The organism is Heyndrickxia sp. MSNUG (genome assembly GCF_049532715.1).
Taxonomy (GTDB): Bacteria; Bacillota; Bacilli; order Bacillales; family Cytobacillaceae; genus Mesobacillus.
This window is the reverse complement of record NZ_CP150978.1, coordinates 3,363,572-3,384,988: the sequence shown is the minus strand read 5'-3', so window position 1 is coordinate 3,384,988 and position 21,417 is coordinate 3,363,572. Positions and strand designations below refer to the sequence as shown.

Sequence of the window (21,417 nt, the reverse complement as noted above, 5' to 3'; positions counted from 1 at the left end):
CGTGGGCAGATTCGAGGAAGCTATTCAATGTCCTGCGGGCGCAGCTGGACAGATGAGACGCCAAAGGAGCGAAGCGACGAGGAGGCTCAGCGCCAGCCCCGCGGAAAGCGAAGCGCCTGGAACGGAAATCAACAGAACTGTTTTACTTCCCACCCAAGATGAAAAACTGAAGACAAGCTCGCTTTAATTGGGTTTGTCTACCGTCTGAGTCCCTTATAAAATAAGGGGCTTTTTATATGCGATAACATTTCGGTAATATCCCCGGATATTTCAAATCCCAATATTTACATAATAAATTAAGGTTTAAATATGTTAAAGTAGGGATGTGGTTAAGACAAATTATGTAGGTGATTGAATTGAACGCTAAGCACATCTATGAAAAAATGGTAGATTATAAACAGTTCGCTACAGTCCTATTGACAGTTGGCGTGTTTTTTTATTTAGGTACTATTATCCCGTCAGAAACAAAAGTCATGACAGATATTTATATAGCAATAGGAGCTTCCATGGTATTTCTTGCTGGATCGATTTTATTCTTCACAATCGCAAAAAAATGCAGGAGCCAGTTGGTTGAATCGGAAGAAGGCCAGGAATTTTTAATGAAAAAGTAAACGTCCATTTTTTGGGCGTTTTTTTTTTGCACAATTTGACGAATACTTTTTTGGAAAAAAAGACCACAAAAATGTTTACAAATCATTAGGAAGTGGATATACTTACCAATGTGAGCAAAATAATCTTGAAGGAGGTCGAGTGAAATGATCATGATTGGATATTGGAATAACTCAGAAACTTCATATCGTATTACACATTCGACCGGAACGGACTGGATTGTTTAAGCTGTTTTAACAACTAATACATCCATGCCGCAGGGAGAATTGTGCCCTGCGGCTTTTCTATGCCTATTTATGCCGCAGGGGATACTTCCTTGCGGCTTTTTGTGGTGCGCTTAGAAGTCAAAGTGGCTTGACACCGCAACTTGACACTAGAAAGAGGTGACTAGATTATGACCCTAAGTATCTTATTTTTTACGATTACGATTAACAAACGCAAAATAAGTTTAGAAGAAATTCGCCATAACGAAATGGTAGAAAAAATGATGGAAGAAAACAGAAGCCGTCAGGCATTGATGCGCCCGTTTTAAAGGAGGTGACTAAAATGACCCTAAGTATTTTATTTTTCACGATTACGATTAACAAACGCAAGATAAGTTTAGAAGAAATTCGCCATAATGAAATGATAGAAAAAATGATGGAAGAAAACAGAAGCCGTCAGGCAATGATGCGCCCGTTTTAAAGGAGATGACTAAAATGACCCTAAGTATTTTATTTTTCACGATTACGATTAACAAACGCAAGATAAGTTTAGAAGAAATTCGCCATAACGAAATGGTAGAAAAAATGATGGAAGAAAACAGAAGCCGTCAGGCAATGATGCGCCCGTTTTAAAGGAGGTGACTAAAATGACCCTAAGTATCTTATTTTTCACGATTACGATTAACAAACGCAAAATAAGTTTAGAAGAAATTCGCCATAACGAAATGGTAGAAAAAATGATGGAAGAAAACAGAAGCCGTCAGGCAATGATCCGCCCATTTTAATTCATTTGAAATAATAAACTAAGAAAGGTGGAAAGAAAATGATTTTTGTAATTCAAAGAAGACTGGCTAGCCTATGGGTGGAGAAAGATACCACCTAACAACCTAAGTTGGGAGGAAATCGTATGTCATTGCATATATTGCTGTTAACGCTTATTTTTAGGAAAAAGAAATCGAATGATTAGTAACAAAATGTTCACATCCGGACCCTTTATACACCGTATTTATATGTTAAATTTGGAGTAAACATGGGAGAGGCATAAAGGGGTGTGGAGCATGTTCTTAATCGTCATGGGATTGGTTATTTGCGGCGCTGTTGGTTTGATCGTAGCTGCAGAAGTCACTGTGGAATAAGCGCAAAAAAGGAGCATCAGCCAGTGTGGCTGATGCTCTTTTAATAAGGATTTATTTAATGGAGTGTACTAAGGGAGAAAAGGTCGGAGTCAATGTTACGGTCAAGCTGCTACTGCCCTTTATTCTTTTTCTTTTCTTTCTCAGCCCGATAAAATTCATGAAACATTTTCATCAATGCTCTTTTTTCAATCCGGGATACATAACTTCTGGATATTCCTAATTCTTTGGCTATTTCCCGCTGTGTTTTTTCCTTTTTTAAATCAAGGCCGAATCTGCCAACGATTACCTCTTTTTCACGCTCATCGAGGACATCGATATATTCCTTTACTTTTTCGAGTTCCATATTCAACTGAATGGTGTCAATTACATCCTCAGATTCAGACTTCAGGACATCAATCAATGAAATTTCATTCCCTTCCTTGTCTTGACCGATTGGATCATGCAAGGAAACATCCTTCTTAGTCTTTTTTAAGGCGCGCAAATGCATTAATATCTCATTTTCGATACACCGCGCTGCATATGTTGCCAGTTTTGTGCCCTTACCTTCAGAATAACTTTCTATTGCCTTGATCAGTCCAATTGTTCCTATTGAAATTAAATCCTCTGAATCTTCACCGGTATTTTCAAATTTTTTCACAATGTGGGCGACTAGCCTGAGATTATGCTCGATCAGCATATTACGTGCGTGCGGATCCCCATTTGCCATCAACCTTAGATACTTTCGCTCTTCACTTGCAGATAACGGTTGAGGAAATGCATTGTTTTTAACATATGAAACAAGAAGAATAACTTCTTTAACTAGATAGCCGAGCGCTGTAAGTATGCCAGACATGTTTCCACCCCCGCTTTTTAAGGCTTTCGCCTATACTAAATTCCTATGAGAAGACTGGCAAGATTGTGTCTGTCCGACCAAATAATTTATTTTGGAAATTTAAACCAATTACACTTTAGAGTAATACAATAGTTACCTCTGTCTAGGGCTTGTTTTGTCACTTTTTAGATGAAAAACGTTCACATAACAGAAACAGACATATCTATAGGGGTATAGGTATAATTAATGTGTAAGGTAAATATACGATCTCTTAGGAGGAAATAAATTATGGAACAGCAAGCCCCATCTTTAGCGGTTATTTTATTGTCTGAAGACCTTGAAAAGCTTCACGCTGGAGCACTTGTAGGATCAGTTGCATCAATGTCAGGCATGACTGTGAACGTTTTTGTCACGATGAATGCTTTGAAATCTTTCCGAAAAGACAGCTTTGAAAATACTGATTTCATTACAGGTACAATTGGTAAGGAAATGCTTGCAAAGAAAATCCCATTGTTCGATTCACTTTTGCAGGAGGGCAAAGATATGGGAGAACTCAACATTTATGGCTGTGCGCTTGCAATGGATATTATGGATTGGAAAGAGGAAGACATGATCGATGTGTTTGATGGAGTGATTGGGGTAACCAAATTCCTCGGAATGACTCAGGGAGCTACAGTGATTACGATGTAAGCTGATGAAGCAGGAAAAAGTGATATGGCGTGCAGGCCTTCCACCTTTTCCCCTTCATACGAAAATAAAAAATCTTTTCTTATTTTAACATAAATTTCAACTATCCAGGAGGAATAAATCATGAGTGATGTTTTGGTAACTAAATCAATCGATGCAAGAGGTGCATATTGCCCCGGACCGTTAATGGAACTAGTAAAGGGGATAAAGAAAGCGCAAGTTGGAGATGTAGTTGAAGTAATTTCTACCGATAAAGGTTCAGCAGTGGATATTCCTGAGTGGGTTAACAAGATGGGCCACGAAATTGCTTACTCAGAAAATGAAGGCGATGAATTTAGAATCGCAGTAAGAAAAGCGAAATAATTTTTACTGATAGGCTTTGATCATTGGGCTCTTTTATAGCCTGAAAATGAAAACAGCCTGCATCAACGACTTCATTAAAAAGGTGTGAATGAAATGACAAAGAGAATCGTGGTTCTAGGAGCAGGCAGCGCGGGTACAATGGTTGCAAACAGGCTTGCGCGCCAGCTTGGAGAAGAGATTAAGAAGAGTAAAGTGGAAGTCACCCTCATTTCAAATACAGAAAAGCATATTTACCAGCCAGGTTATTTATTTATTGCTTTCAATGAAAAGCCATCCGAGCATTTCATCCGGAAACAAAAATCATTGGTGCATAGACATGTAAACCTTGTGTATGATGAAATCGAAAATATCGATGTAGAGAAGAAAATGGTTAAAGGTAAGAAACAATATCAATATGATTATCTGGTAATCGCTACGGGTTCACACCCTGATTTTGACAGTGTTCCTGGCTTAAGGGAGGGGGCACACAATTTTTATACACTTGATGGAGCAGAACGTCTCCGTGATGACCTTGCAGCAATGGAAAAGGGAAAAATACTCATCACCATCGATGTTCCTCACAAATGTCCAGCTGCGCCGCTTGAACTTGCGTTGATGCTCGATGATTATTACCGAAAGAATGGCAGACGCAAAGATATTGAGATTAAATATGCTTACCCAATCGGCCGAATTCATTCTTTAGTGCCAGTAGCAGAATGGGCTCAGCCTGAATTTGACAAGAGAGATATAAAATACGAAACATTCTTCAATCTTGAAGAAGTGGATCCAAAGCGGAAAGTTGCCATAACGATGGATGGCGAAGAACACGAATATGACATGCTTATCACAATTCCCGCACATACTGGGGCAAAAGCGGTAATCGATTCAGGTATTGGTGATGAATCCGGTTTTATCCCAACAAACCGCACAACTTTGAAGATGCTAGGGCAGGATGATGTTTATGTCATTGGGGATGCAACGAATCTTCCGATCAGCAAGGCGGGGTCGACAGCACATTATCAATCTGAATCTCTTGTTGCGAACATTTTGAGCAGGCTTAGCGGACGTCCAGAGACAGCTGTATACAACGGTAAGGTGGCGTGTTTTCTTGAAAATAGCCTTGAGGATGCAAGCATGATTACCTTTGATTACAATAACCCGCCCCAGCCAGCAGCAACATCTGATTTGCTTCACTGGTTCAAGGCTGTCTATAACGAGCTATACTGGCTAAATGCCAGAGGGATTTTATAGAAGGGGTGATTAATATGGCTACAGAAACACCTCAAGCACAAAAGAATGCACAACATAAACTCGTGGGCTTTACAGATGCAGCAATGACCGCAGTTACTGGTGAAATGGTTTCCTCAATTGCTGAAACTGGCGTGAAGATGGTTGAGATGGCTGATGATCTTCTTCAGCCAGAAACTCTTTCTCTGTTAAAAGCATTACCTGAAGTAGCAGAAAACCTTGAGCGTACATTAATGGAAGTAAAACGCATGGAAGAAACCGGAGTGCTGAAGTCATTGATACAGCTTGCTGATATGGCTGCAGCGATAAAAGGTGCCATGACTGGACCGATGGTTACAGACATGGTTGAAAAGGCGATCAAAGGCGTCGAACTTGCAGATACCTTTGTACAGCTTGGCGCAATTGACCTTGTCGAAGGTATGGTTACTGCATTCCATAATGCTCAAGAAGACACAAGAGGTAAAGCACCTATGTCCTCCATGCAGATGATGAAGGCAGTGACACAAAAAGATACTAGAGAAGGCTTGACTCTAATGCTTACATTCCTTCAAAATCTGCCAAAAGAATTGAACAAATAACGCATGATGGAAGTCCACTATCATTTACAAATAGAAAAGGAGAGGAACGGCCTCTCCTTTTTCGTTGTATGTCTATAAAATTAAACTATTTATATAGGATATCCTCCTTCATCGTAGTCAGCTTATCTAATACTTCATTAATATCCTGTTCCGATACCTTGAACTCCCTCAGGCTTGCAGCCAGATGATTGGCAATCGCACCAAAATGTTCATCATTAAGGTTCATTCCTTTATGTGCAAGCTCCATGCTTTTTCCTGAATACTGGTTTGGTCCGCCTAAAGCCCAGCTGATGAACAGGGATTGGTGCCGGCGCTGCTTTTCCATGTCTGTTTCCGTAAAAAAATGGTTAACCGTTTCATCAGCTAAAACCTTTTCGTAAAAAACATCGACCACTTTCGTGATTGCTTCCTTTCCACCCAGTTTTTCATATAAGTTATCCATTCATATTCCTCCTGCCTATGTTAACGTCACTATTATGTCTGTTTATCCGGAAAAATATGAATGAAACCTTTATTAATCAGCGATCTGCTTTTTCAAGCCATTTATAACCTACGCCCCATACGGTGATTAAATAATCATCGGCACCAAATCCAGCTTTCCTCAGCTTATCCCTTAAATTTCGTACATGTGAATCAATTGTCCGGTCTTCGGTAGCAACACCATAACCCCATATATTTGATATTAAATGTTCTCTAGTAAACACCTTATTCCGATTCAGTAAAAAAAGATTAAGAAGGGAGAATTCTTTCGGAGTCAAGGGGATGGAAGCCCCATTATACAAAAGGTCGTAAGAATCCATATTCAGATTCAAACCTTTGAAACTGAGATTTGGACTTTTCCCTGAATTCCTCCGAAGGACAGCTTCAATCCTGGCAATCAGCTCCCCTTCATCAAAGGGCTTTGTTACATAATCATCCGCACCGATTTTAAGCCCTTTTACAATATCAGGCTTTTCGCTCCTTGCTGTTAGCATGATAACTGGAATATCCCAATGTTTGCGGATTTCCGTGCATGCTTCCCAGCCATCCATCTCTGGCATCATGACATCAAGCAGTATGAGATCAGCATGATTTTCTTCAAGATAACTAATCGCATCCAGGGCAGAAGTCTGTTTGACGCACTTATATCCAAGAGGGGTCAGGTATAGCGATAGCAGGTCAAGCATCCGTGTTTCGTCATCAACGAGAAGAATGGTTTCCATTAACATGACTCCTTGTTAAAAAGTGTTTGAGTCAATTTTACATGATAAGTATGAAGAAATTATGCATTTATTTTTTTGGCAAAGGTAAAATTGAACCTCTTTAATACTGCCAAAGGAAATATTGACAGTGCCCAAACCAAAATGGACAGCATTCCATATGCTGATAATAGGAAACAGAAAAGGAGTGTGAAAGTATGCCATACGGATACTGTTGTTCTGCCCCTTATCCAGTGCCCTATGGAGGCTATCCTGGATTCTACGGTGGGAATGGCGCATGGTTTGCCCTATTCATCATCCTGTTTGTTATTGTCCTCTTATTCGGCGGCTGGTGGTATTTTTGTTCATAATAAACAAACAAGGCTTATGCCAATTCAGGCTAAGCCTTATTTTGTTGCGTGAAAAGCGAACAATGATCCACTAACTTGTGAAAAAATAGAAATTTTAGAAAAATAACATTATAATAAAAGAATAGAAATAAAGGGGGATATTTTGATGGCAAATACATATTCAGAGGTTTGGGATTTAGATGTGTTCTTCGAAGGAGGAAGCAATTCAGCTGAATTCGCAGCCCATATGTCGGCTGCATCCGAAAAAATAGCTGGGTTTAAGAAAGAAGTGGAGAAGTGGGACCCAAGTGAGCATCAAGATGGGAGCGTGCGACTGACAAGCCTTGTCGAGCTGTTTGATGGAGCTGCCAGAATGGTAAGGCAGGCGGGAGCATTCGTCAGCTGTTTAGAGGCACAGAATACTCAGGATAAAAAAGCGAACCAATTAAGGGCAACTGTGACTGAACTAAGCGCATCACTGCAGAACGCACTGACTGCTTTTGACCAAAAACTTGCCAGCTTTTCACCAGAGGTTTGGGAAGAACTTGTAAAATCAGGTCTTTTAAATGAATTAAACTTTGTATTGACTGAACGTCGTAAGCGCGCTGCCGAAAAACTATCCGGAGAAGAAGAATCTGCTATTAATGCTCTAAGTGTAGATGGCTATCATGGATGGGGACAGTTGTACGACTTGCTAGTAAGCAACACAAAAATTACATATAAAGATGGAGACTTATCAGTTGGTCAGGCTGCCAATAAACTATCCGATGCAGACCGTTCTGTCAGGAAGGAAATTTTCACAGAGTGGGAAAAAGCCTGGGGGGAGAAGGAAGATTTTTATTCTAAAACCTTGAACCATCTGGCGGGCTTTAGATTGAATGTGTATAAGCTTCGGGGCTGGGATGATGTGTTAAAAGAACCTCTTGATATTAACAGGATGCAAAAAGAAACACTTGATGCAATGTGGGAGGTTATTTCTGACCATAAAGAGCCATTTGTACAGTTCCTTAATCGGAAAGCAAAGCTTCTGGGGCTTGAAAAGTTAAGCTGGTTTGACCTTGATGCCCCGATTGGAAGCACGGAATCGAAAATGTCCTATCAGGAAGGGGCAGACTTTATCGTTGATAATTTTGCCCAGTTTGGCAAAGAAATGGCTGACTTCGCAAAAATGGCTTTTGAAAACAATTGGATTGAAGCAGAGGACCGTCCTGGAAAAGCGCCGGGCGGATTCCATACTTTCTTCCCTGAAAGCAGCCAATCCAGAATATTCATGACTTACTCTGGTACGCCATCGAATGTTTCGACTCTTGCACATGAACTAGGTCATGGGTTCCATACGTACGCTATGAGGGACCTTCACTTATTGAACCGCAACTATGCAATGAATGTAGCGGAAACAGCCTCAACATTTGCAGAGATGATCGTGTCGGACGCTTCTCTTAAAAACTCAACCTCAAAAGAAGAGAAAATTAGTCTTTTAGAGGATAAAATCCAGCGTTCGGTAGCACTGCTAATGAATATCCATTCGAGGTTCTTATTTGAAACAAGATTTTATGAAGAAAGAAAGCAAGGAGTAGTAAATGCAGAACGACTTAATGAGTTGATGAAGGATGCACAAACAGAAGCATATGGAGGAGCGCTTGAAGAATATCATCCGCTGTTCTGGGCTTCCAAGCTCCACTTCTACATTACCGGAGTTCCATTCTACAACTTCCCATATACATTCGGTTATTTATTTTCACTCGGCATTTATGCGATGGCCCAGGAAGAAGGGCAGGGCTATGAAGAGAAATACATTGCCCTGCTGAAGGATTCTGCCTCAATGCGTGTGGAAGAACTGGCGCAAAAACATTTAAAAGTTGATTTAACGAAAAAGGAATTTTGGGAGAAGGCAGTACGCATGTGTGTAGAGGATGTGGAAGAATTTTTGGCTTTAACTGAGTAAGGATATTGTTGCTTCATAGTCTTCGAAAAGCAATCGTATAATCTTCGTGCCTGAAAAGAAGCAGTGAGCTGAAATAGGAAGACTAGAAAACCTTAAGCAAAAACCCAGCCTTTACTGAGGCTGGGTTTTTTATACTTTTTTCAGCTTAAAAGGGCTGACCATTAAAAAGCTGAGTATCATCATGATAAATATGAAGGTCTGTGAAGGCACATATGGGATGGCAAGAAAACTTAAGGTAGCAAGGACGCCTGCAGCTGTAATTGGCAGTCCTGTAAAATAACCGTTATTTTCAGAAATGTTGAACCTCGCAAGGCGGAATGCTCCACAGCCAATGTAAAAAACGATAAAGAAGGAGCCTGGTGCCCCATAGTCAGATAAAATCCCTTGATATATTAATAGTGCAGGTGCTACGCCAAATGATATAATATCACTCATGGAATCCAATTGCTTCCCTAATTCGGATTCAATGTTCAGTTTTCTGGCAACCATTCCGTCAAAACGGTCTGCCAGCGCGGCAATGAAAATAAGCAAGAGACTTAGATTCAAGTTGCCATTGATGCCAACTATGATCGCAAAACCGCCTAAGGAAAGGTTGGCCAGCGTAAGGACATTGGCAGTCTGGGATTTTAATTTCTTGACCGTTACGTCCAATACATCTTGTAAAAACATGCATTTCACTCCTCTAAGGAAGACTATTTTCCCAACATTGCAGGCATGGATCTTATTTATGGAAAGGTTCATACTCTTTTCCTGCATGGATGTCAGACTCCCTTATCAAGGATCTGAAACTGAAAAGATCAGTTACGATCAAACTTGTGGAAGAGCCGCACAGTTAAGGACTTTTCGATTATCTTGTTGCTTGAATGGCTGGAAGGCATGTTTAAATATTGTTATCTCTCAAAGGATTGCCCGAAATCTTAAAAAAACAGGGGTTCATTTGTTTTCGAATAATAGCAATCCTTGCGAAAATGCCTTAACGAAAAGTGGCACAGGTAAAGAGAACTAGCACCTTGGGTTATTATATAATAATATATAATTCTAAGCCGATTATGCTTTTTCGTAAAGATACTTTTAATATATCGGAGGTATTATCATTGATTCAAAGTATTTATCGCCTGCTCATCGAATTGACAAACGGAAAGTGGTCCTCGGATATTTTGCAGAGGTTTGCAAAATCACCAAGGAGCAAACGGATTGTATCTTCATTTGCAAAGACTTATAAAATTAACCAGGATGAAATGGAAAAACCGATTCATGAGTATCCAAGCCTTCACGATTTCTTCATCAGAAATCTTAAGGAAGGAGCAAGGGAAATTGATGAGGGTCCTGACTCCGTAGTTAGCCCTGTTGATGCTGTAATCGAAGATATTGGAGAGATTGAGGCTGACCGAACAATTAAGGTCAAAGGAAAGATTTATTCTATTTCAGAGATGCTGGGCAATGATGAGTCGATGGCCAGGTATGAACAGGGGACCTATATGGTCTTTTACCTTAGTCCAAGTCACTATCATCGCATTCATAGTCCCTTATCCGGTACAGTGACGGATCAATGGACTCTAGGCGTGAAATCCTATCCCGTTAACAAAACAGGATTAAGGTATGGAGATTTCCCGCTATCCAAAAACTATCGAAAGATCACAGAAATCAGGCATAAATCAGGCATGACTGCCTTAGTTAAGGTAGGAGCCATGTTTGTTAATTCAATCGAAACGACCCATAATGGCGAAAACCTCGATAAAGGTGAACAAATGGCCTATTTCACTTTCGGTTCAACAGTTGTTTTACTTTTTGAAAAAAATACGTTCAGCCTTCTTCCCAACATCGTGACGCCATATCATATAAAATATGGTGAAAAGATCGGAACTTTAAAGGGACAAGACTGACAAACCATGGCACAGATACACACTGTGCCTTTCCTGGTTTTTGAACCATGCCTGAAGAGGATGCGCCTGGGTCTGGCGACTTCCTCTTCAGAAAACGATTTGTAAGAAAACTATACCAAATACAAAATTCTTTTAGAAAATATCCAAAAAAAAAAGCCCGCTTTTGGGGCTGTTAAGATGAAACTTTAATCCGGTTAGATAATGACCGCCGATGGATTTCCGTTTCGATCAATCTAATAAACTCATAGCTAAGGTTTAATTCTCTTGCTTTAAAATAAGACTCAATCAATAGTTCGTCCGAAAGTTTACGCATTCTAGTCATTCACCCCCAAAAGGATACTAATAAACCAGTTGTATATTGCATAAAGTTGTAAGCTAATTTGTTCTATCACTACTCTATCAGAATGAAACTTTGAGAACAACCGTTCTAATTATCCACATATATCAGTGGATAACCTGTGATTAATTTGTTTATAAATGGGAAAAAAGTAATAGAATCAATGTGTATATTGTGCATAAGGTTATCCACAACATTGGAAATTGTTGGATTTTGTCGAAAAGTTTTTTGGGTTTTTAAAGAATATTTTGATTTTTATCGAAAAAGGATGGTTTTTACCTGTTTTTTGTCGACCTCCTACTCTGTTATATCTATTATTTTTTAATCGTTTAAATGTTTGCTTTGAAAGCGAAGATAAAATTGGGTATGATGTTAACGGTGTGATAGTTCTAAATTAATGAGGTGTAATGAAATTGCTAAAGCATTTTTTGCCTGACCAGCATGTGAAAAGTATATTTGATATAACGCCGGAAAGCTTAAAGAAAAAAGGCGTGAAGGGCATTATTACTGATCTTGATAATACACTTGTTGAATGGGACCGCCCAAATGCGACTCCTAAACTGATCGAGTGGTTTGATAATATGAGGAAAAATGAAATACTTGTCACGATCGTTTCAAATAATAACGAGAATAGGGTTAAGTCGTTTTCCGATCCCCTTCAAATACCTTTTATTTTTCAAGCTAGAAAGCCTATGGGCCGTGCGTTTAATAAAGCTCTAAAGCAAATGGGATTGCGGAAAGATGAAACAGTCGTGATTGGTGACCAATTGCTGACTGATGTCCTTGGCGGCAATAGAAGCGGCTTTCATACAATTCTTGTTGTTCCGGTTGCAAAGACCGATGGGTTTGTAACGAAATTCAACCGAAAAGTGGAAAGAAGGATTTTAGATTGGTTCAGGAAACAAGGCAAGCTGAATTGGGAGGACTAAGCATTGAGTGAACAATTTGCCTGCACAGGCTGTGGTGTGAGAATACAGACAGAAGATCCGGAGCAGCTGGGATATGCCCCGCCTTCATCATTGGAAAAAGAAATCGTAGTGTGCCAGCGTTGCTTCCGATTAAAGAATTACAATGAGATTCAGGATGTCAGCCTTACTGATGATGATTTCTTGAAAATTTTGAATGAGCTTGGAAAAAGAGATGCTCTTATTGTCAAGATTGTTGATATCTTTGATTTTAATGGCAGCTGGCTGCCGGGGATCCACCGTTTTGCCGGAAGTAACCAAGTAATGCTTATCGGAAATAAAGCAGATCTTGTGCCAAAATCCGTAAAACAAAGAAAGCTGATTGACTGGATGAAAAAAGAATCCAGAGAACTCGGACTCAATCCTATCGATGTATTTCTTGTCAGCGCATCTAAAGGATTGAATATTAAAGAGGCAGCAGCTGCCATCGATGAATACCGAAATGGCAAGGATGTATACATTGTTGGCTGTACAAATGTAGGGAAATCTACTTTTATAAACCGAATCATAAAAGAAGTAACTGGGGAAGGCGATGTCATTACTACTTCCCATTTTCCAGGTACCACCCTGGATATGATTGAAATTCCTTTGGCTGATGGAAAAGCAATCGTTGACACACCGGGAATTATCAATCATCATCAAATGGCACACTATGTAGATAAACGAGACCTGAAGTTGATTACTCCTAAAAAAGAAATCAAGCCTAAGGTGTACCAGTTAAATGAAAGCCAAACTTTATTTTTCGGGGGCCTTGCCAGGTTTGATTACATTTCAGGCGGCAGAAGGTCTTTTGCCTGCTATTTGCCAAATGAAATCAACATTCATCGAACAAAGCTCGAAAATGCTGATGAGCTATATAAGAACCATGCGGGAGAACTTCTGACCCCGCCTCGTCGTGAACAAATGGATGAGTTCCCGGAGCTCGTTCGTCATGAGTTTACAATAAAAGAACCTAAGACTGATGTTGTTTTTTCCGGTCTTGGCTGGGTGACAGTGAATGAAGCAGGTGCGAAAATCGCAGCTTATGTTCCAAAAGGGGTACATGTTTTATTAAGAAGGTCTTTAATTTAAGCTAAAAGTGCCGGCTATTAAAGTGTTGATGGAAAGGGCGGGAGAAAAAGATGAAAAAAATGTTTGGTGTCATTGGCGATCCGATCGCCCATTCAATGTCTCCTGCCATGCACAATGATTTATTCGCGCTGTACGATATCGATGCCAGTTATCTTCCGTTCCGCGTATTAAAGGATGATCTCGAGGATGCTGTAAAAGGATTGAAGGCATTAGGAGCGAGTGGTTTCAATGTAACAATCCCGCATAAAACTAAAATCATGCCGCTTCTTGATAAAATCGATCCATTGGCCGAAGCAATTGGAGCTGTTAATACAGTAAAAAATGAAAACGGCTTGTTTACGGGCTATAATACGGATGGACCTGGCTTTGTAAAGGGACTGGAAGGACACGCCGCTGATTTTAAAGAGAGATCAGCTTTGATTATAGGAGCAGGTGGTGCCGCGCGGGCCATTTATTTTTCTATGGCCAAAGCTGGGGTTAAAAGGATTGATATTTTTAATCGGACATTAGAAAAAGCTGAGGAATTAGTTGCGACGTGTCCGTATCAGGTCCAGTCTCGCATTTTAGATCGAGCAAACGCTGAAAGGCTGCTTGGAGAGTATCAGCTTATCATCCAAACCACTTCAATAGGAATGGTACCAGAAGTTGATATCTCCCCACTCTCACTCGGGAACCTTTCATCACAGGCACTAGTGAGTGATATTATCTATAACCCGCTTAAGACAAAAATATTAAAGGATGCTGCACTGAACGAAGCAGCAACCCAAAATGGAATCGATATGTTTGTGTATCAGGGAGCAATCGCCTTCGAAAAATGGACAGGCATTTTCCCTGATACACAAAGAATGAAAGCAAATGTTTTAAGACATTTAGGAGGATTTTCATGTTAACAGGCAAGCAAAAACGTTTTTTAAGATCGAAAGCCCATCACCTTAATCCAATTTTTCAAGTTGGCAAAGGCGGGGTAAATGAAAATATGGTTAAGCAAATTGATGAAGTCCTAGAAGCAAGAGAACTTATCAAGGTTAGTATCCTCCAGAATTGTGAGGATGACAGAGACACTGTTGCTGAGCAGCTGTCACGCGGCGCAAAAGCTGACTTAGTTCAGGTAATCGGAAATACTATAGTGCTTTACAAAGAATCTCGCGAAAACAAGCAATTGGTTCTTCCACGGTAAAATAACTGGGAGGTGACGGATTGAAGAGAATTGGCATTTTAGGCGGAACATTCAACCCGCCTCATACTGGGCATTTAGTGATTGCAAATGAAATACTTCATGCACAGGGACTTGATAAAATTTGGTTCATGCCTAACCAGGTACCGCCTCACAAAAGCGTCACTGAGCCTATCAGTAATTCTGACAGGCTTGCCATGCTGGAACTTGCTATCATGGATAATCCTGATTTCAGGGTTGAGACCGCAGAACTTGAGAGGACCGGTCCATCTTATACGTATGAAACGATGAAAATATTAAAAGATATGTATAAAGAACATGAGTTTTACTTTATCATTGGCGGCGATATGGTCGAATATTTGCCTAAATGGCATAAGATTGAAGAATTGCTTAAAATGGTCAAGTTTGTTGGCGTCAGCAGACCATCTTATCCCGATCAATCTGATTATGAAATCCTTCACGTGGAAACACCGCAGATGGACATTTCATCGAGCATGATCCGAAAAAGGGTAAAGGCAGGGATGAGCATCCGTTACTTGCTTCCGGAACCTGTCAGGGCATATATAGAGGAGCATAATTTATATGGAACGTGAACAAGCGCTTCAAATCGTAAAAGTGCAGCTTACGGAGCATCGATACGAGCATACAATCGGTGTGATGGAAACGGCAATCAAACTCGCTGATCAGTACGGTGGAGATGTGCAAAAGGCAGAACTGGCCGCAATTTTCCATGATTATGCCAAATTCAGGCCCAAAGAGGAAATGAGGCAAATCATTATTGAGCAAAAAATGCCAGAAGAGTTGCTTGAATACAATGGTGAGCTCTGGCATGCTCCTGTCGGGGCCTACCTTGTAGAAAAAGAAGCGGGAATTACCGATGACGAAGTACTGGATGCAATCCGTTATCATACATCAGGACGAGTTGGCATGACACTGCTCGATAAAATCATCTATCTGGCAGATTATATTGAGCCTGGCCGTCACTTTCCGGGTGTTGAAGAAGTAAGATCAATGGCTGCTGAAGACCTGAATCTGGCATTGATTCAATCCATGAAAAATACAATTCAGTTTTTAATGAAAAAGAACCAGCCAGTTTTTCCAGATACATTTAAAGCTTATAACAGCATTGTAAAAAATTCAGGAGGTTGATTAGATGAGCGAACGCGAATTATTGATGACTGCGGTAAAAGCCGCTGATGATAAAAGAGCAGAAGATATTATGGTATTAAACATGAAAGGAATTTCCTTGATCGCGGATTATTTTATTATCTGCCACGGAAATTCTGATAAGCAAGTACAAGCTATTGCCCGTGAAGTCAGGGAAAAGGCTTTGGAAAAAGGTTATGACCTAAAAAGGATGGAAGGGTTCGACGAAGCAAGATGGGTTTTGATTGACATTGGAGATGTAGTGGTCCATGTATTCCATAAGGAAGAAAGAAGCTACTATAATCTCGAGCGCCTGTGGGGAGATGCTCCAATCGAGAATGTACAGAGTGAGCTCAATTAATGTCTTACGAAAGATTTGCTTATTTGTATGACCAGCTAATGCAGGATGTCCCATATGATAAATGGGTTACGATGATCGAAGAGTACACAAAGAAATATTCAATCAAAGGCAAGAAGCTGCTTGATCTTGCTTGCGGAACCGGGGAAATCTCGGTGAAACTTGCCGGAGAAGGATTTGAGGTCACTGGGGCAGATTTATCATCAGATATGCTGTCGGTTGCACGGTCAAAGGCTGATGGGCTGGGCCTGCCAATCCAGTTTTTTCAGCAGGACATGACCGAGCTTGACGATTTAGGTGATTATGATATTATCGGCATCTTTTGTGATTCACTGAATTATTTACAAGACGAACAAGCAGTGAAACAAACTTTTAATGGAGTTTACCGCCTTTTAAAGAAAGGCGGATTATTCTTGTTCGATGTCCATTCGGTTTATAAAATGGATCATATATTTGCAGATGCAACATTTACTTGGGATGATGAGGAAATCACCTATATATGGAACAGCTATATTGGGGAAGCAGCCTATAGTGTTGAACATGAACTCACTTTCTTTGTTTATGATGAACCATCAGGTAAGTATGACAGAATTGATGAAGTACATTTTCAGCGTACATATCCGGAAGGTTATTATGTAGAACTCTTGGAGCAGGCCGGTTTCAGAAAAATTGAAGTTACGGGAGACTACTTATTAGAAGCTCCGAAGCCTGAAGCAGAGAGAATATTTTTTGCGATGATCAAACCTTGAAAATAAGGCTCCCATTTTAAATAATGGGAGCCTTATTGTTTACTGGTTCAGTAATCGAACAGAATAAAATTTTTAAAACAAGCAGGATTTTCAAAAGCTGATGGAGAAATTAATCATTACCGAATTTTTCCCGCACCTTCTCCAATTCCTCCTCAAATTTCTTATGTGTTGCCTGGAATAACTTCTCGAACATTTCTCCAGTTTCATTTTCTAACACCTTGATTCCTTCTCCAGTGATTCCGCCTTTTACGCAAACCTTCTCCTGTAAAGTAGGCAAAGTATAATGGTTTTTACTTAACAGCTCACCTAATCCAACTAACATTTCACTGGCAAGTTTTGTGGCAGTTGCTTGGTCGATTTCAGTTTCTTTCACGGCAGCTGTAATAAAACGCTGTACAAGAAAGCTAAAAAAAGCTGGCCCGCAGCTGACGATATCCGACGCAACCCTCGTAATCTTCTCTTCGATCTCAACGGGAACTGCAATCTCTTCAAATAATGTATGAAAATACGTTTTCCATTTAGTTTCGCACTGATCCCCATAAGTGAAGAGCGCCACGCCTGCAAGTGCCCTATTGGTAATACTCGGTATAATTCTCATGACTGAGCAATCAGCAGCTCGTTCGAGTTGTTCCACGCTAATAGGACTGGTTATCGAGATAAGGCATTTTTCCTTATTCAGCTCAGGTTTGATTTGCTGAAGCACATCCCATACATTATGCGGCTTAACACAAATAAAGACGGCATCTGAATTTTGCGCTACTTCAATAGCGTTCTGTCCCACTGCTATGCCAGGGTATATTTTTTGGATCTCTAATGCTTTGGATAAGGTTCTATTTGTAATCATCATTGAAGAAGGGGAAACGGCATTCCCATCAATGAGAGCTTCGGCGAGAATTCTCCCCATATTCCCTGTGCCTATTATCCCTATATTCATAACCCTTCCCTCCTTCGTGCATTTATTCTCCTATATCCATATGATTTTAATTTTTAGAATATGACATTAGAAAGGTGTTGATTCCGATATGGATTGGATCAAGGAACATAAATTATATATTGTTGCAGGAATGGCAGCAGCAATATTTTTCATCTATTCTTCTATCGATTTCCAAGGGGAGCTTACAGAAGTAGATGAAGAACTGACCGTCAAGAATGAACTAACCGAGGAAATGAAAAATGAAGCATCCGTACCAGAACAAAAACCACTTGTTATGATGGCTGATATTAAGGGGGCTGTTATTAAGCCTGGAGTATATGAGATTGAAGCCGATGACAGAGTGATCGATCTCATCGAACTGGCAGGAGGACTAACGAAAGACGCGGAAGCAGCCTCAATTAACTTTGCCATGCATGTGAGTGATGAGATGGTGATTTATGTTCCTAGAAAGGGAGAAAGCAAAGAGGGTAATGTTCCATTACAAAGTGGCCAGCAAACACAAGATAAACAGAAGGTAAATCTCAATACAGCTGCAGCGAGTGAGCTAGAAACATTGCCTGGAATCGGACCTTCTAAAGCAGAAGCAATAATTGAAAACCGCGAAACGAATGGACCATATAAAACAATCGAAGATTTAAAGAACATCAGCGGAATTGGTGATAAGACGTTCGAGAAACTGAAGGAGCTTATTTCTGTAAAATAATCGGCATACAAATTGAACTCGTCCAATATTAGCATTAGAATTATTAGTATAAGAATTTATTACGTCATAACTGCAGGATTAAATTTCATAAACAAAGTTGCTTTCAAACTTTAATTGAACAGAGCCATTTTAAGGGGGAAAACAGCATGGGAAGAAAGAGTTGGGATGAGTATTTTTTGGATATTGCTGAGGAGGTCGGGACACGTTCAACTTGTCCTCGGCTGCATGTTGGCTGTGTAATTGTTAAAGATAAGCATATCGTATCGACTGGTTACAATGGGTCGATTCACGGACATGACCATTGTGAAGATGTAGGCTGTTTGATTAACGAGCAAGGAAGGTGCATCAGGACTCTCCATGCAGAAGAAAATGCGGTCCTGCATGCTGATCGAGGCTTATTGCAAGGAGCAACAGCCTTCGTGACTCATGAGCCTTGTGAAAAATGTGCCAAAACCCTGGCACAATCCGGCATAATCAGAGTGGTTTACCGCAGCGCCTATCCAAATAAATGGAATGAAATTTTTCTCAGAGATGTCGAAGTTGTTCACTTATCAAAACAATGATGATGTAGTGCTGATACTTATTCCTTATAGAAAAGAGTCACATAAGATGGTCATGAAGCCTGACAGCAAATTCCATATTAAAGGGCAATTGTTTTACTTTGCAGTCTTCTCATTATTAGGTCTGTTAACCGTGCTTGAAAATTACTTCATATATGGAGGATTGTTCTTGCTGGCGATCATCTTCCTGAATTGGATAAAAAGTTTTCTGCAGCTATGTTAATACTGCTAGGGATTTGCTTTGCTATCTACGTCGCTGCAGGATCTTTGGAGAAAGGAAACATGATTACCTATTTATCAGGTGATGAAAAAGACTTTTTGATTTTCTTTGAAGATGAAATTAAAATCGACGGCAATCTCCTTTTTGCCTATGCAAAACTATACCCCAGTCAGGAAAAAGTGGCTGTCAGGTACAGGATCAAAACGGAAGATGAGAAACAGAAAATAAAAAAGCAGTTGGTGCCGGGAACATCTTGTCAGGCTTCTGGCAGTCTCGAGATTCCCCCTGAAGCCCGAAATCCCAACGCTTTCGATTATCGAAACTATTTGAATCGAAACCAAATCTACTGGGTTGTCAATGTAGAAGGATTGCCAGCAGAACATTGCATCAATACATCGAGTGGAATGGTGAATGCCTTAAAAAGGTTCAGGCAGAAAGAAATAACCAGGATGGAAGAGCATTTACCAGAAGAAACAGCAGCACTTACAGCTGCTCTATTGTTTGGGGTCAGAGATCTTTTTAACCCTGAAACGGAAAGGGCATACCAGAAAATAGGTGTCGTCCATTTGCTGGCTATATCTGGATTGCATGTGGGACTACTCGCTGGAATGCTGTATTTTACTTGTATCAGACTCGGTATTACAAAGGAAAAAACAGAATTATTGCTGTTGATTTTCCTTCCGCTTTATTCAGTAGTAACTGGTTTGGCACCGCCGGTATTAAGAGCGGCAGCCATGCTAATGATATTGATTAGTGCAAGGCGGCATCGCTGGCAGCTTACTCCGCTTGATGCCATTTCAATGGCATTTATGATGATGGCCTTCAGTGAGCCTTATCTTATTTATGACATAGGATTCCAGCTTTCTTTTTTAGTCAGCCTTTCCCTAATAATCTCAGCACCAAAGATACTTACCGGATTTAAATCCTTTCCCCTCCAAACTGCAGCCGCATCTTTTATCTCACAACTAGCGAGCTTGCCAATCATTCTTTCTTCCTTTTATGAAATATCGCTTATATCCGTGCTTGCAAACCTTCTATTCGTACCGCTATTTTCCTTCATTATTCTTCCGCTGCTGCTGGTCACCTACATAACTTATTCCTTATTTGAAAGCCTTCCAGCCTTATACGTAACATTACTCGAGAAACTCATTCATCAGGTAAACCGGATATCAGCTTTACTTGCTGAAATACCTGGTTCCTCCATCATCATAGGCAAGCCAGAAACGAGCATCTTGGTTTTGGAAATAATTTTGATTCCGATATTTTTCACCCTTTTGGAAAAAACAATATCGAAGAGGTTAAAGCCAAAGCGCTGGCATTACATACTCCCAATCCTTCCGCTCCTGGTACAAATCATCATTCCTTATATAAATCCGTACGGTAAAATCATCTTCATTGATGTTGGGCAGGGGGACAGCATTTTAATCAGGATGCCGTTCAACAAGGGGAATTATCTCATTGATACAGGCGGTGTCTTGGCATTTGAACAACAAGACTGGCAGAAAAGAAAGAAAGTGTATGATCCTGGAAGGAACATTGTCCTTCCGCTGCTAAAAAGTGAAGGGATTGGCAAGATCGATAAGTTAATTCTGACTCATGGTGATGCAGATCATATCGGAGGTGCATCAGCTCTATTCAATGAACTTCGTATTAAGCAGCTGCTTTTGCCTCGGGAAACAGAAAGATCAACTCTCGAGTTGGACATCATCAAGAAAGCATTGGGGCAAGGAACAGCTATTTATTCGGCGGGTGCAGGAACTGGCTGGAATTCAGGGGAAGGGAATTTCCACATTCTTAATCCATCGGGTAATTCTGGGGACCGCAATGAAAGATCTATCGTTCTCTTAGCCAATATTGGCGGGAAAAAGTGGCTTTTTACCGGTGATCTTGGTAAGGATGGTGAACAAGTTTTATTAAAAAATTTTGCTGACCTTGATATTGATGTTTTGAAGGCAGGACACCATGGAAGCAAATATTCAAGCTCCAAGGAGTTCATCGAAAGCATTAAACCAGAATATGCTGTAATTTCAGTCGGGGCAAAGAACAGATATGGTCATCCTAGCGGAGAGATTTTGAATAGGTTAAATTTACAAGAAATCCGTATATTTCGAACCGATTTATCCGGTGCAATAATATACAGATTTAAGGGCGATTCAGGAACATTTTTCACCCAGGTTCCATAGGATATAGCAAAGAACAGCGAGGCTTTAGCAAAAGTAAAGAGACTGCA

General features: G+C 40.3%; 30 protein-coding genes. 24 read left to right on the top strand and 6 right to left on the bottom strand.

Annotation, left to right across the window (positions count from 1 at the left end):
• Window positions 1–347 precede the first annotated feature (347 nt).
• The 5 genes from AABM38_RS17125 to AABM38_RS17105 all read left to right on the top strand — a co-directional run bounded on the left by AABM38_RS17125 (window position 348) and on the right by AABM38_RS17105 (window position 1,597).
• Window positions 348–611, top strand: coding sequence for a YrhC family protein (locus tag AABM38_RS17125; protein ID WP_423407484.1), 264 nt, complete (start codon window positions 348–350; stop codon window positions 609–611).
• 392 nt (window positions 612–1,003) lie between these two features.
• The gene (locus tag AABM38_RS17120; RefSeq protein WP_423407483.1) at window positions 1,004–1,141 is read left to right on the top strand and encodes a YrzI family small protein; all 138 of its coding nucleotides are present in this window, start codon (window positions 1,004–1,006) and stop codon (window positions 1,139–1,141) included.
• Between the two features lie 14 nt (window positions 1,142–1,155).
• On the top strand, window positions 1,156–1,293 hold the full coding sequence (locus AABM38_RS17115; protein WP_423407482.1) for a YrzI family small protein: 138 nt from the start codon (window positions 1,156–1,158) through the stop codon (window positions 1,291–1,293).
• A gap of 14 nt (window positions 1,294–1,307) precedes the next feature.
• Window positions 1,308–1,445, top strand: coding sequence for a YrzI family small protein (locus tag AABM38_RS17110; protein WP_335433143.1), 138 nt, complete (start codon window positions 1,308–1,310; stop codon window positions 1,443–1,445).
• A 14-nt stretch (window positions 1,446–1,459) separates the two neighbouring features.
• Window positions 1,460–1,597 (top strand): YrzI family small protein, encoded by a 138-nt coding sequence (locus AABM38_RS17105; protein ID WP_423407481.1) that lies wholly within the window; start codon window positions 1,460–1,462, stop codon window positions 1,595–1,597.
• A 460-nt stretch (window positions 1,598–2,057) separates the two neighbouring features.
• Here the strand turns inward: AABM38_RS17105 and sigK are convergent, their stop codons facing one another.
• Entirely contained in the window at window positions 2,058–2,780 is a 723-nt protein-coding gene (sigK, locus tag AABM38_RS17100) for an RNA polymerase sporulation sigma factor SigK (RefSeq protein WP_423407480.1), read from the bottom strand.
• Window positions 2,781–3,047: 267 nt separating this feature from the next.
• On the opposite strand from sigK, the gene AABM38_RS17095 reads away from it, so the two are divergent.
• From AABM38_RS17095 to AABM38_RS17080, 4 genes are all read left to right on the top strand, one after another.
• Complete coding sequence (locus AABM38_RS17095; RefSeq protein WP_423407479.1) at window positions 3,048–3,449, top strand: DsrE/DsrF/DrsH-like family protein; 402 nt, start codon at window positions 3,048–3,050, stop codon at window positions 3,447–3,449.
• A 120-nt stretch (window positions 3,450–3,569) separates the two neighbouring features.
• Window positions 3,570–3,809, top strand: coding sequence for a sulfurtransferase TusA family protein (locus AABM38_RS17090; RefSeq protein ID WP_335377091.1), 240 nt, complete (start codon window positions 3,570–3,572; stop codon window positions 3,807–3,809).
• A 93-nt stretch (window positions 3,810–3,902) separates the two neighbouring features.
• Complete coding sequence (locus tag AABM38_RS17085) at window positions 3,903–5,039, top strand: NAD(P)/FAD-dependent oxidoreductase (RefSeq protein ID WP_423407478.1); 1,137 nt, start codon at window positions 3,903–3,905, stop codon at window positions 5,037–5,039.
• 14 nt (window positions 5,040–5,053) lie between these two features.
• Entirely contained in the window at window positions 5,054–5,614 is a 561-nt protein-coding gene (locus AABM38_RS17080) for a hypothetical protein (protein ID WP_423407477.1), read from the top strand.
• Window positions 5,615–5,699: 85 nt separating this feature from the next.
• Here AABM38_RS17080 and AABM38_RS17075 read toward each other — a convergent pair whose 3' ends face one another.
• Both AABM38_RS17075 and AABM38_RS17070 read right to left on the bottom strand, forming a co-directional pair.
• On the bottom strand, window positions 5,700–6,056 hold the full coding sequence (locus AABM38_RS17075) for a group I truncated hemoglobin (RefSeq protein WP_423407476.1): 357 nt from the start codon (window positions 6,054–6,056) through the stop codon (window positions 5,700–5,702).
• Window positions 6,057–6,132: 76 nt separating this feature from the next.
• Window positions 6,133–6,816: a response regulator transcription factor gene (locus AABM38_RS17070; protein ID WP_423407475.1), complete on the bottom strand. Its 684-nt coding sequence runs from the start codon at window positions 6,814–6,816 to the stop codon at window positions 6,133–6,135.
• 194 nt (window positions 6,817–7,010) lie between these two features.
• Between AABM38_RS17070 and AABM38_RS17065 the strand changes: the two genes are divergently transcribed.
• Window positions 7,011–7,163, top strand: coding sequence for a hypothetical protein (locus tag AABM38_RS17065; protein ID WP_423407474.1), 153 nt, complete (start codon window positions 7,011–7,013; stop codon window positions 7,161–7,163).
• A gap of 145 nt (window positions 7,164–7,308) precedes the next feature.
• On the top strand, window positions 7,309–9,087 hold the full coding sequence (locus AABM38_RS17060; RefSeq protein WP_423407473.1) for a M3 family oligoendopeptidase: 1,779 nt from the start codon (window positions 7,309–7,311) through the stop codon (window positions 9,085–9,087).
• 129 nt (window positions 9,088–9,216) lie between these two features.
• Here AABM38_RS17060 and pssA read toward each other — a convergent pair whose 3' ends face one another.
• Window positions 9,217–9,756, bottom strand: a complete 540-nt coding sequence (pssA, locus tag AABM38_RS17055; protein WP_423407472.1) for a CDP-diacylglycerol--serine O-phosphatidyltransferase — start codon at window positions 9,754–9,756, stop codon at window positions 9,217–9,219.
• Between the two features lie 425 nt (window positions 9,757–10,181).
• Between pssA and AABM38_RS17050 the strand changes: the two genes are divergently transcribed.
• Window positions 10,182–10,970 (top strand): phosphatidylserine decarboxylase, encoded by a 789-nt coding sequence (locus AABM38_RS17050; RefSeq protein ID WP_423407471.1) that lies wholly within the window; start codon window positions 10,182–10,184, stop codon window positions 10,968–10,970.
• A gap of 172 nt (window positions 10,971–11,142) precedes the next feature.
• Here the strand turns inward: AABM38_RS17050 and AABM38_RS17045 are convergent, their stop codons facing one another.
• A complete protein-coding gene (locus AABM38_RS17045; RefSeq protein ID WP_079510333.1) occupies window positions 11,143–11,283 on the bottom strand; it encodes a sporulation histidine kinase inhibitor Sda in 141 nt (46 codons plus the stop codon).
• Between the two features lie 437 nt (window positions 11,284–11,720).
• Here AABM38_RS17045 and AABM38_RS17040 point away from each other — a divergent pair, with 437 nt between their 5' ends.
• The 8 genes from AABM38_RS17040 to AABM38_RS17005 are packed head-to-tail and all read left to right on the top strand — an operon-like array spanning window position 11,721 to window position 16,770.
• The gene (locus AABM38_RS17040; RefSeq protein ID WP_423407470.1) at window positions 11,721–12,236 is read left to right on the top strand and encodes a YqeG family HAD IIIA-type phosphatase; all 516 of its coding nucleotides are present in this window, start codon (window positions 11,721–11,723) and stop codon (window positions 12,234–12,236) included.
• Between the two features lie 3 nt (window positions 12,237–12,239).
• Entirely contained in the window at window positions 12,240–13,343 is a 1,104-nt protein-coding gene (yqeH, locus tag AABM38_RS17035; RefSeq protein ID WP_423407469.1) for a ribosome biogenesis GTPase YqeH, read from the top strand.
• Window positions 13,344–13,393: 50 nt separating this feature from the next.
• The gene (aroE, locus tag AABM38_RS17030) at window positions 13,394–14,233 is read left to right on the top strand and encodes a shikimate dehydrogenase (protein ID WP_423407468.1); all 840 of its coding nucleotides are present in this window, start codon (window positions 13,394–13,396) and stop codon (window positions 14,231–14,233) included.
• Window positions 14,227–14,520 carry a ribosome assembly RNA-binding protein YhbY gene (gene yhbY, locus AABM38_RS17025; RefSeq protein ID WP_423407467.1) on the top strand — a complete coding sequence of 98 codons (294 nt, stop codon included), beginning with the start codon at window positions 14,227–14,229 and terminating at the stop codon, window positions 14,518–14,520. The genes aroE and yhbY overlap by 7 nt, the downstream gene beginning before the upstream one ends.
• Window positions 14,521–14,540: 20 nt before the next feature.
• Complete coding sequence (locus AABM38_RS17020) at window positions 14,541–15,110, top strand: nicotinate-nucleotide adenylyltransferase (protein ID WP_423407466.1); 570 nt, start codon at window positions 14,541–14,543, stop codon at window positions 15,108–15,110.
• Window positions 15,100–15,666, top strand: coding sequence for a bis(5'-nucleosyl)-tetraphosphatase (symmetrical) YqeK (gene yqeK / locus AABM38_RS17015; RefSeq protein ID WP_423407465.1), 567 nt, complete (start codon window positions 15,100–15,102; stop codon window positions 15,664–15,666). The genes AABM38_RS17020 and yqeK overlap by 11 nt, the downstream gene beginning before the upstream one ends.
• A 4-nt stretch (window positions 15,667–15,670) precedes the next feature.
• Window positions 15,671–16,024, top strand: a complete 354-nt coding sequence (gene rsfS / locus AABM38_RS17010) for a ribosome silencing factor (protein ID WP_423407464.1) — start codon at window positions 15,671–15,673, stop codon at window positions 16,022–16,024.
• Window positions 16,024–16,770 carry a class I SAM-dependent DNA methyltransferase gene (locus AABM38_RS17005; RefSeq protein ID WP_423407463.1) on the top strand — a complete coding sequence of 249 codons (747 nt, stop codon included), beginning with the start codon at window positions 16,024–16,026 and terminating at the stop codon, window positions 16,768–16,770. The genes rsfS and AABM38_RS17005 overlap by 1 nt, the downstream gene beginning before the upstream one ends.
• Before the next feature lie 109 nt (window positions 16,771–16,879).
• Here AABM38_RS17005 and comER read toward each other — a convergent pair whose 3' ends face one another.
• Window positions 16,880–17,704 carry a late competence protein ComER gene (gene comER, locus AABM38_RS17000; RefSeq protein WP_423407462.1) on the bottom strand — a complete coding sequence of 275 codons (825 nt, stop codon included), beginning with the start codon at window positions 17,702–17,704 and terminating at the stop codon, window positions 16,880–16,882.
• 88 nt (window positions 17,705–17,792) lie between these two features.
• On the opposite strand from comER, the gene AABM38_RS16995 reads away from it, so the two are divergent.
• From AABM38_RS16995 to AABM38_RS16980, 4 genes are all read left to right on the top strand, one after another.
• Window positions 17,793–18,407 carry a helix-hairpin-helix domain-containing protein gene (locus tag AABM38_RS16995; RefSeq protein WP_423407461.1) on the top strand — a complete coding sequence of 205 codons (615 nt, stop codon included), beginning with the start codon at window positions 17,793–17,795 and terminating at the stop codon, window positions 18,405–18,407.
• A gap of 146 nt (window positions 18,408–18,553) precedes the next feature.
• Window positions 18,554–18,970 carry a deoxycytidylate deaminase gene (locus tag AABM38_RS16990; protein WP_423407460.1) on the top strand — a complete coding sequence of 139 codons (417 nt, stop codon included), beginning with the start codon at window positions 18,554–18,556 and terminating at the stop codon, window positions 18,968–18,970.
• 46 nt (window positions 18,971–19,016) lie between these two features.
• Window positions 19,017–19,190: a hypothetical protein gene (locus tag AABM38_RS16985; protein ID WP_423407459.1), complete on the top strand. Its 174-nt coding sequence runs from the start codon at window positions 19,017–19,019 to the stop codon at window positions 19,188–19,190.
• 59 nt (window positions 19,191–19,249) lie between these two features.
• Window positions 19,250–21,370, top strand: coding sequence for a DNA internalization-related competence protein ComEC/Rec2 (locus tag AABM38_RS16980; protein ID WP_423407458.1), 2,121 nt, complete (start codon window positions 19,250–19,252; stop codon window positions 21,368–21,370).
• Window positions 21,371–21,417: the final 47 nt, after the last annotated feature.

What these genes read in the sequence shown, in the direction of transcription:
- AABM38_RS17120 (WP_423407483.1), top strand. Translation starts at nt 1,004, where the DNA reads ATGACCCTAAGTATCTTATTTTTTACGATTACGATTAACAAACGCAAA.
- AABM38_RS17115 (WP_423407482.1), top strand. Translation starts at nt 1,156, where the DNA reads ATGACCCTAAGTATTTTATTTTTCACGATTACGATTAACAAACGCAAG.
- AABM38_RS17110 (WP_335433143.1), top strand. Translation starts at nt 1,308, where the DNA reads ATGACCCTAAGTATTTTATTTTTCACGATTACGATTAACAAACGCAAG.
- AABM38_RS17105 (WP_423407481.1), top strand. Translation starts at nt 1,460, where the DNA reads ATGACCCTAAGTATCTTATTTTTCACGATTACGATTAACAAACGCAAA.
- sigK (WP_423407480.1), bottom strand. Translation starts at nt 2,780, where the DNA reads ATGTCTGGCATACTTACAGCGCTCGGCTATCTAGTTAAAGAAGTTATT.
- AABM38_RS17095 (WP_423407479.1), top strand. Translation starts at nt 3,048, where the DNA reads ATGGAACAGCAAGCCCCATCTTTAGCGGTTATTTTATTGTCTGAAGAC.
- AABM38_RS17090 (WP_335377091.1), top strand. Translation starts at nt 3,570, where the DNA reads ATGAGTGATGTTTTGGTAACTAAATCAATCGATGCAAGAGGTGCATAT.
- AABM38_RS17085 (WP_423407478.1), top strand. Translation starts at nt 3,903, where the DNA reads ATGACAAAGAGAATCGTGGTTCTAGGAGCAGGCAGCGCGGGTACAATG.
- AABM38_RS17080 (WP_423407477.1), top strand. Translation starts at nt 5,054, where the DNA reads ATGGCTACAGAAACACCTCAAGCACAAAAGAATGCACAACATAAACTC.
- AABM38_RS17075 (WP_423407476.1), bottom strand. Translation starts at nt 6,056, where the DNA reads ATGGATAACTTATATGAAAAACTGGGTGGAAAGGAAGCAATCACGAAA.
- AABM38_RS17070 (WP_423407475.1), bottom strand. Translation starts at nt 6,816, where the DNA reads ATGGAAACCATTCTTCTCGTTGATGACGAAACACGGATGCTTGACCTG.
- AABM38_RS17065 (WP_423407474.1), top strand. Translation starts at nt 7,011, where the DNA reads ATGCCATACGGATACTGTTGTTCTGCCCCTTATCCAGTGCCCTATGGA.
- AABM38_RS17060 (WP_423407473.1), top strand. Translation starts at nt 7,309, where the DNA reads ATGGCAAATACATATTCAGAGGTTTGGGATTTAGATGTGTTCTTCGAA.
- pssA (WP_423407472.1), bottom strand. Translation starts at nt 9,756, where the DNA reads ATGTTTTTACAAGATGTATTGGACGTAACGGTCAAGAAATTAAAATCC.
- AABM38_RS17045 (WP_079510333.1), bottom strand. Translation starts at nt 11,283, where the DNA reads ATGCGTAAACTTTCGGACGAACTATTGATTGAGTCTTATTTTAAAGCA.
- aroE (WP_423407468.1), top strand. Translation starts at nt 13,394, where the DNA reads ATGAAAAAAATGTTTGGTGTCATTGGCGATCCGATCGCCCATTCAATG.
- yhbY (WP_423407467.1), top strand. Translation starts at nt 14,227, where the DNA reads ATGTTAACAGGCAAGCAAAAACGTTTTTTAAGATCGAAAGCCCATCAC.
- yqeK (WP_423407465.1), top strand. Translation starts at nt 15,100, where the DNA reads ATGGAACGTGAACAAGCGCTTCAAATCGTAAAAGTGCAGCTTACGGAG.
- rsfS (WP_423407464.1), top strand. Translation starts at nt 15,671, where the DNA reads ATGAGCGAACGCGAATTATTGATGACTGCGGTAAAAGCCGCTGATGAT.
- AABM38_RS17005 (WP_423407463.1), top strand. Translation starts at nt 16,024, where the DNA reads ATGTCTTACGAAAGATTTGCTTATTTGTATGACCAGCTAATGCAGGAT.
- comER (WP_423407462.1), bottom strand. Translation starts at nt 17,704, where the DNA reads ATGAATATAGGGATAATAGGCACAGGGAATATGGGGAGAATTCTCGCC.
- AABM38_RS16995 (WP_423407461.1), top strand. Translation starts at nt 17,793, where the DNA reads ATGGATTGGATCAAGGAACATAAATTATATATTGTTGCAGGAATGGCA.
- AABM38_RS16990 (WP_423407460.1), top strand. Translation starts at nt 18,554, where the DNA reads ATGGGAAGAAAGAGTTGGGATGAGTATTTTTTGGATATTGCTGAGGAG.
- AABM38_RS16985 (WP_423407459.1), top strand. Translation starts at nt 19,017, where the DNA reads ATGGTCATGAAGCCTGACAGCAAATTCCATATTAAAGGGCAATTGTTT.
- AABM38_RS16980 (WP_423407458.1), top strand. Translation starts at nt 19,250, where the DNA reads ATGATTACCTATTTATCAGGTGATGAAAAAGACTTTTTGATTTTCTTT.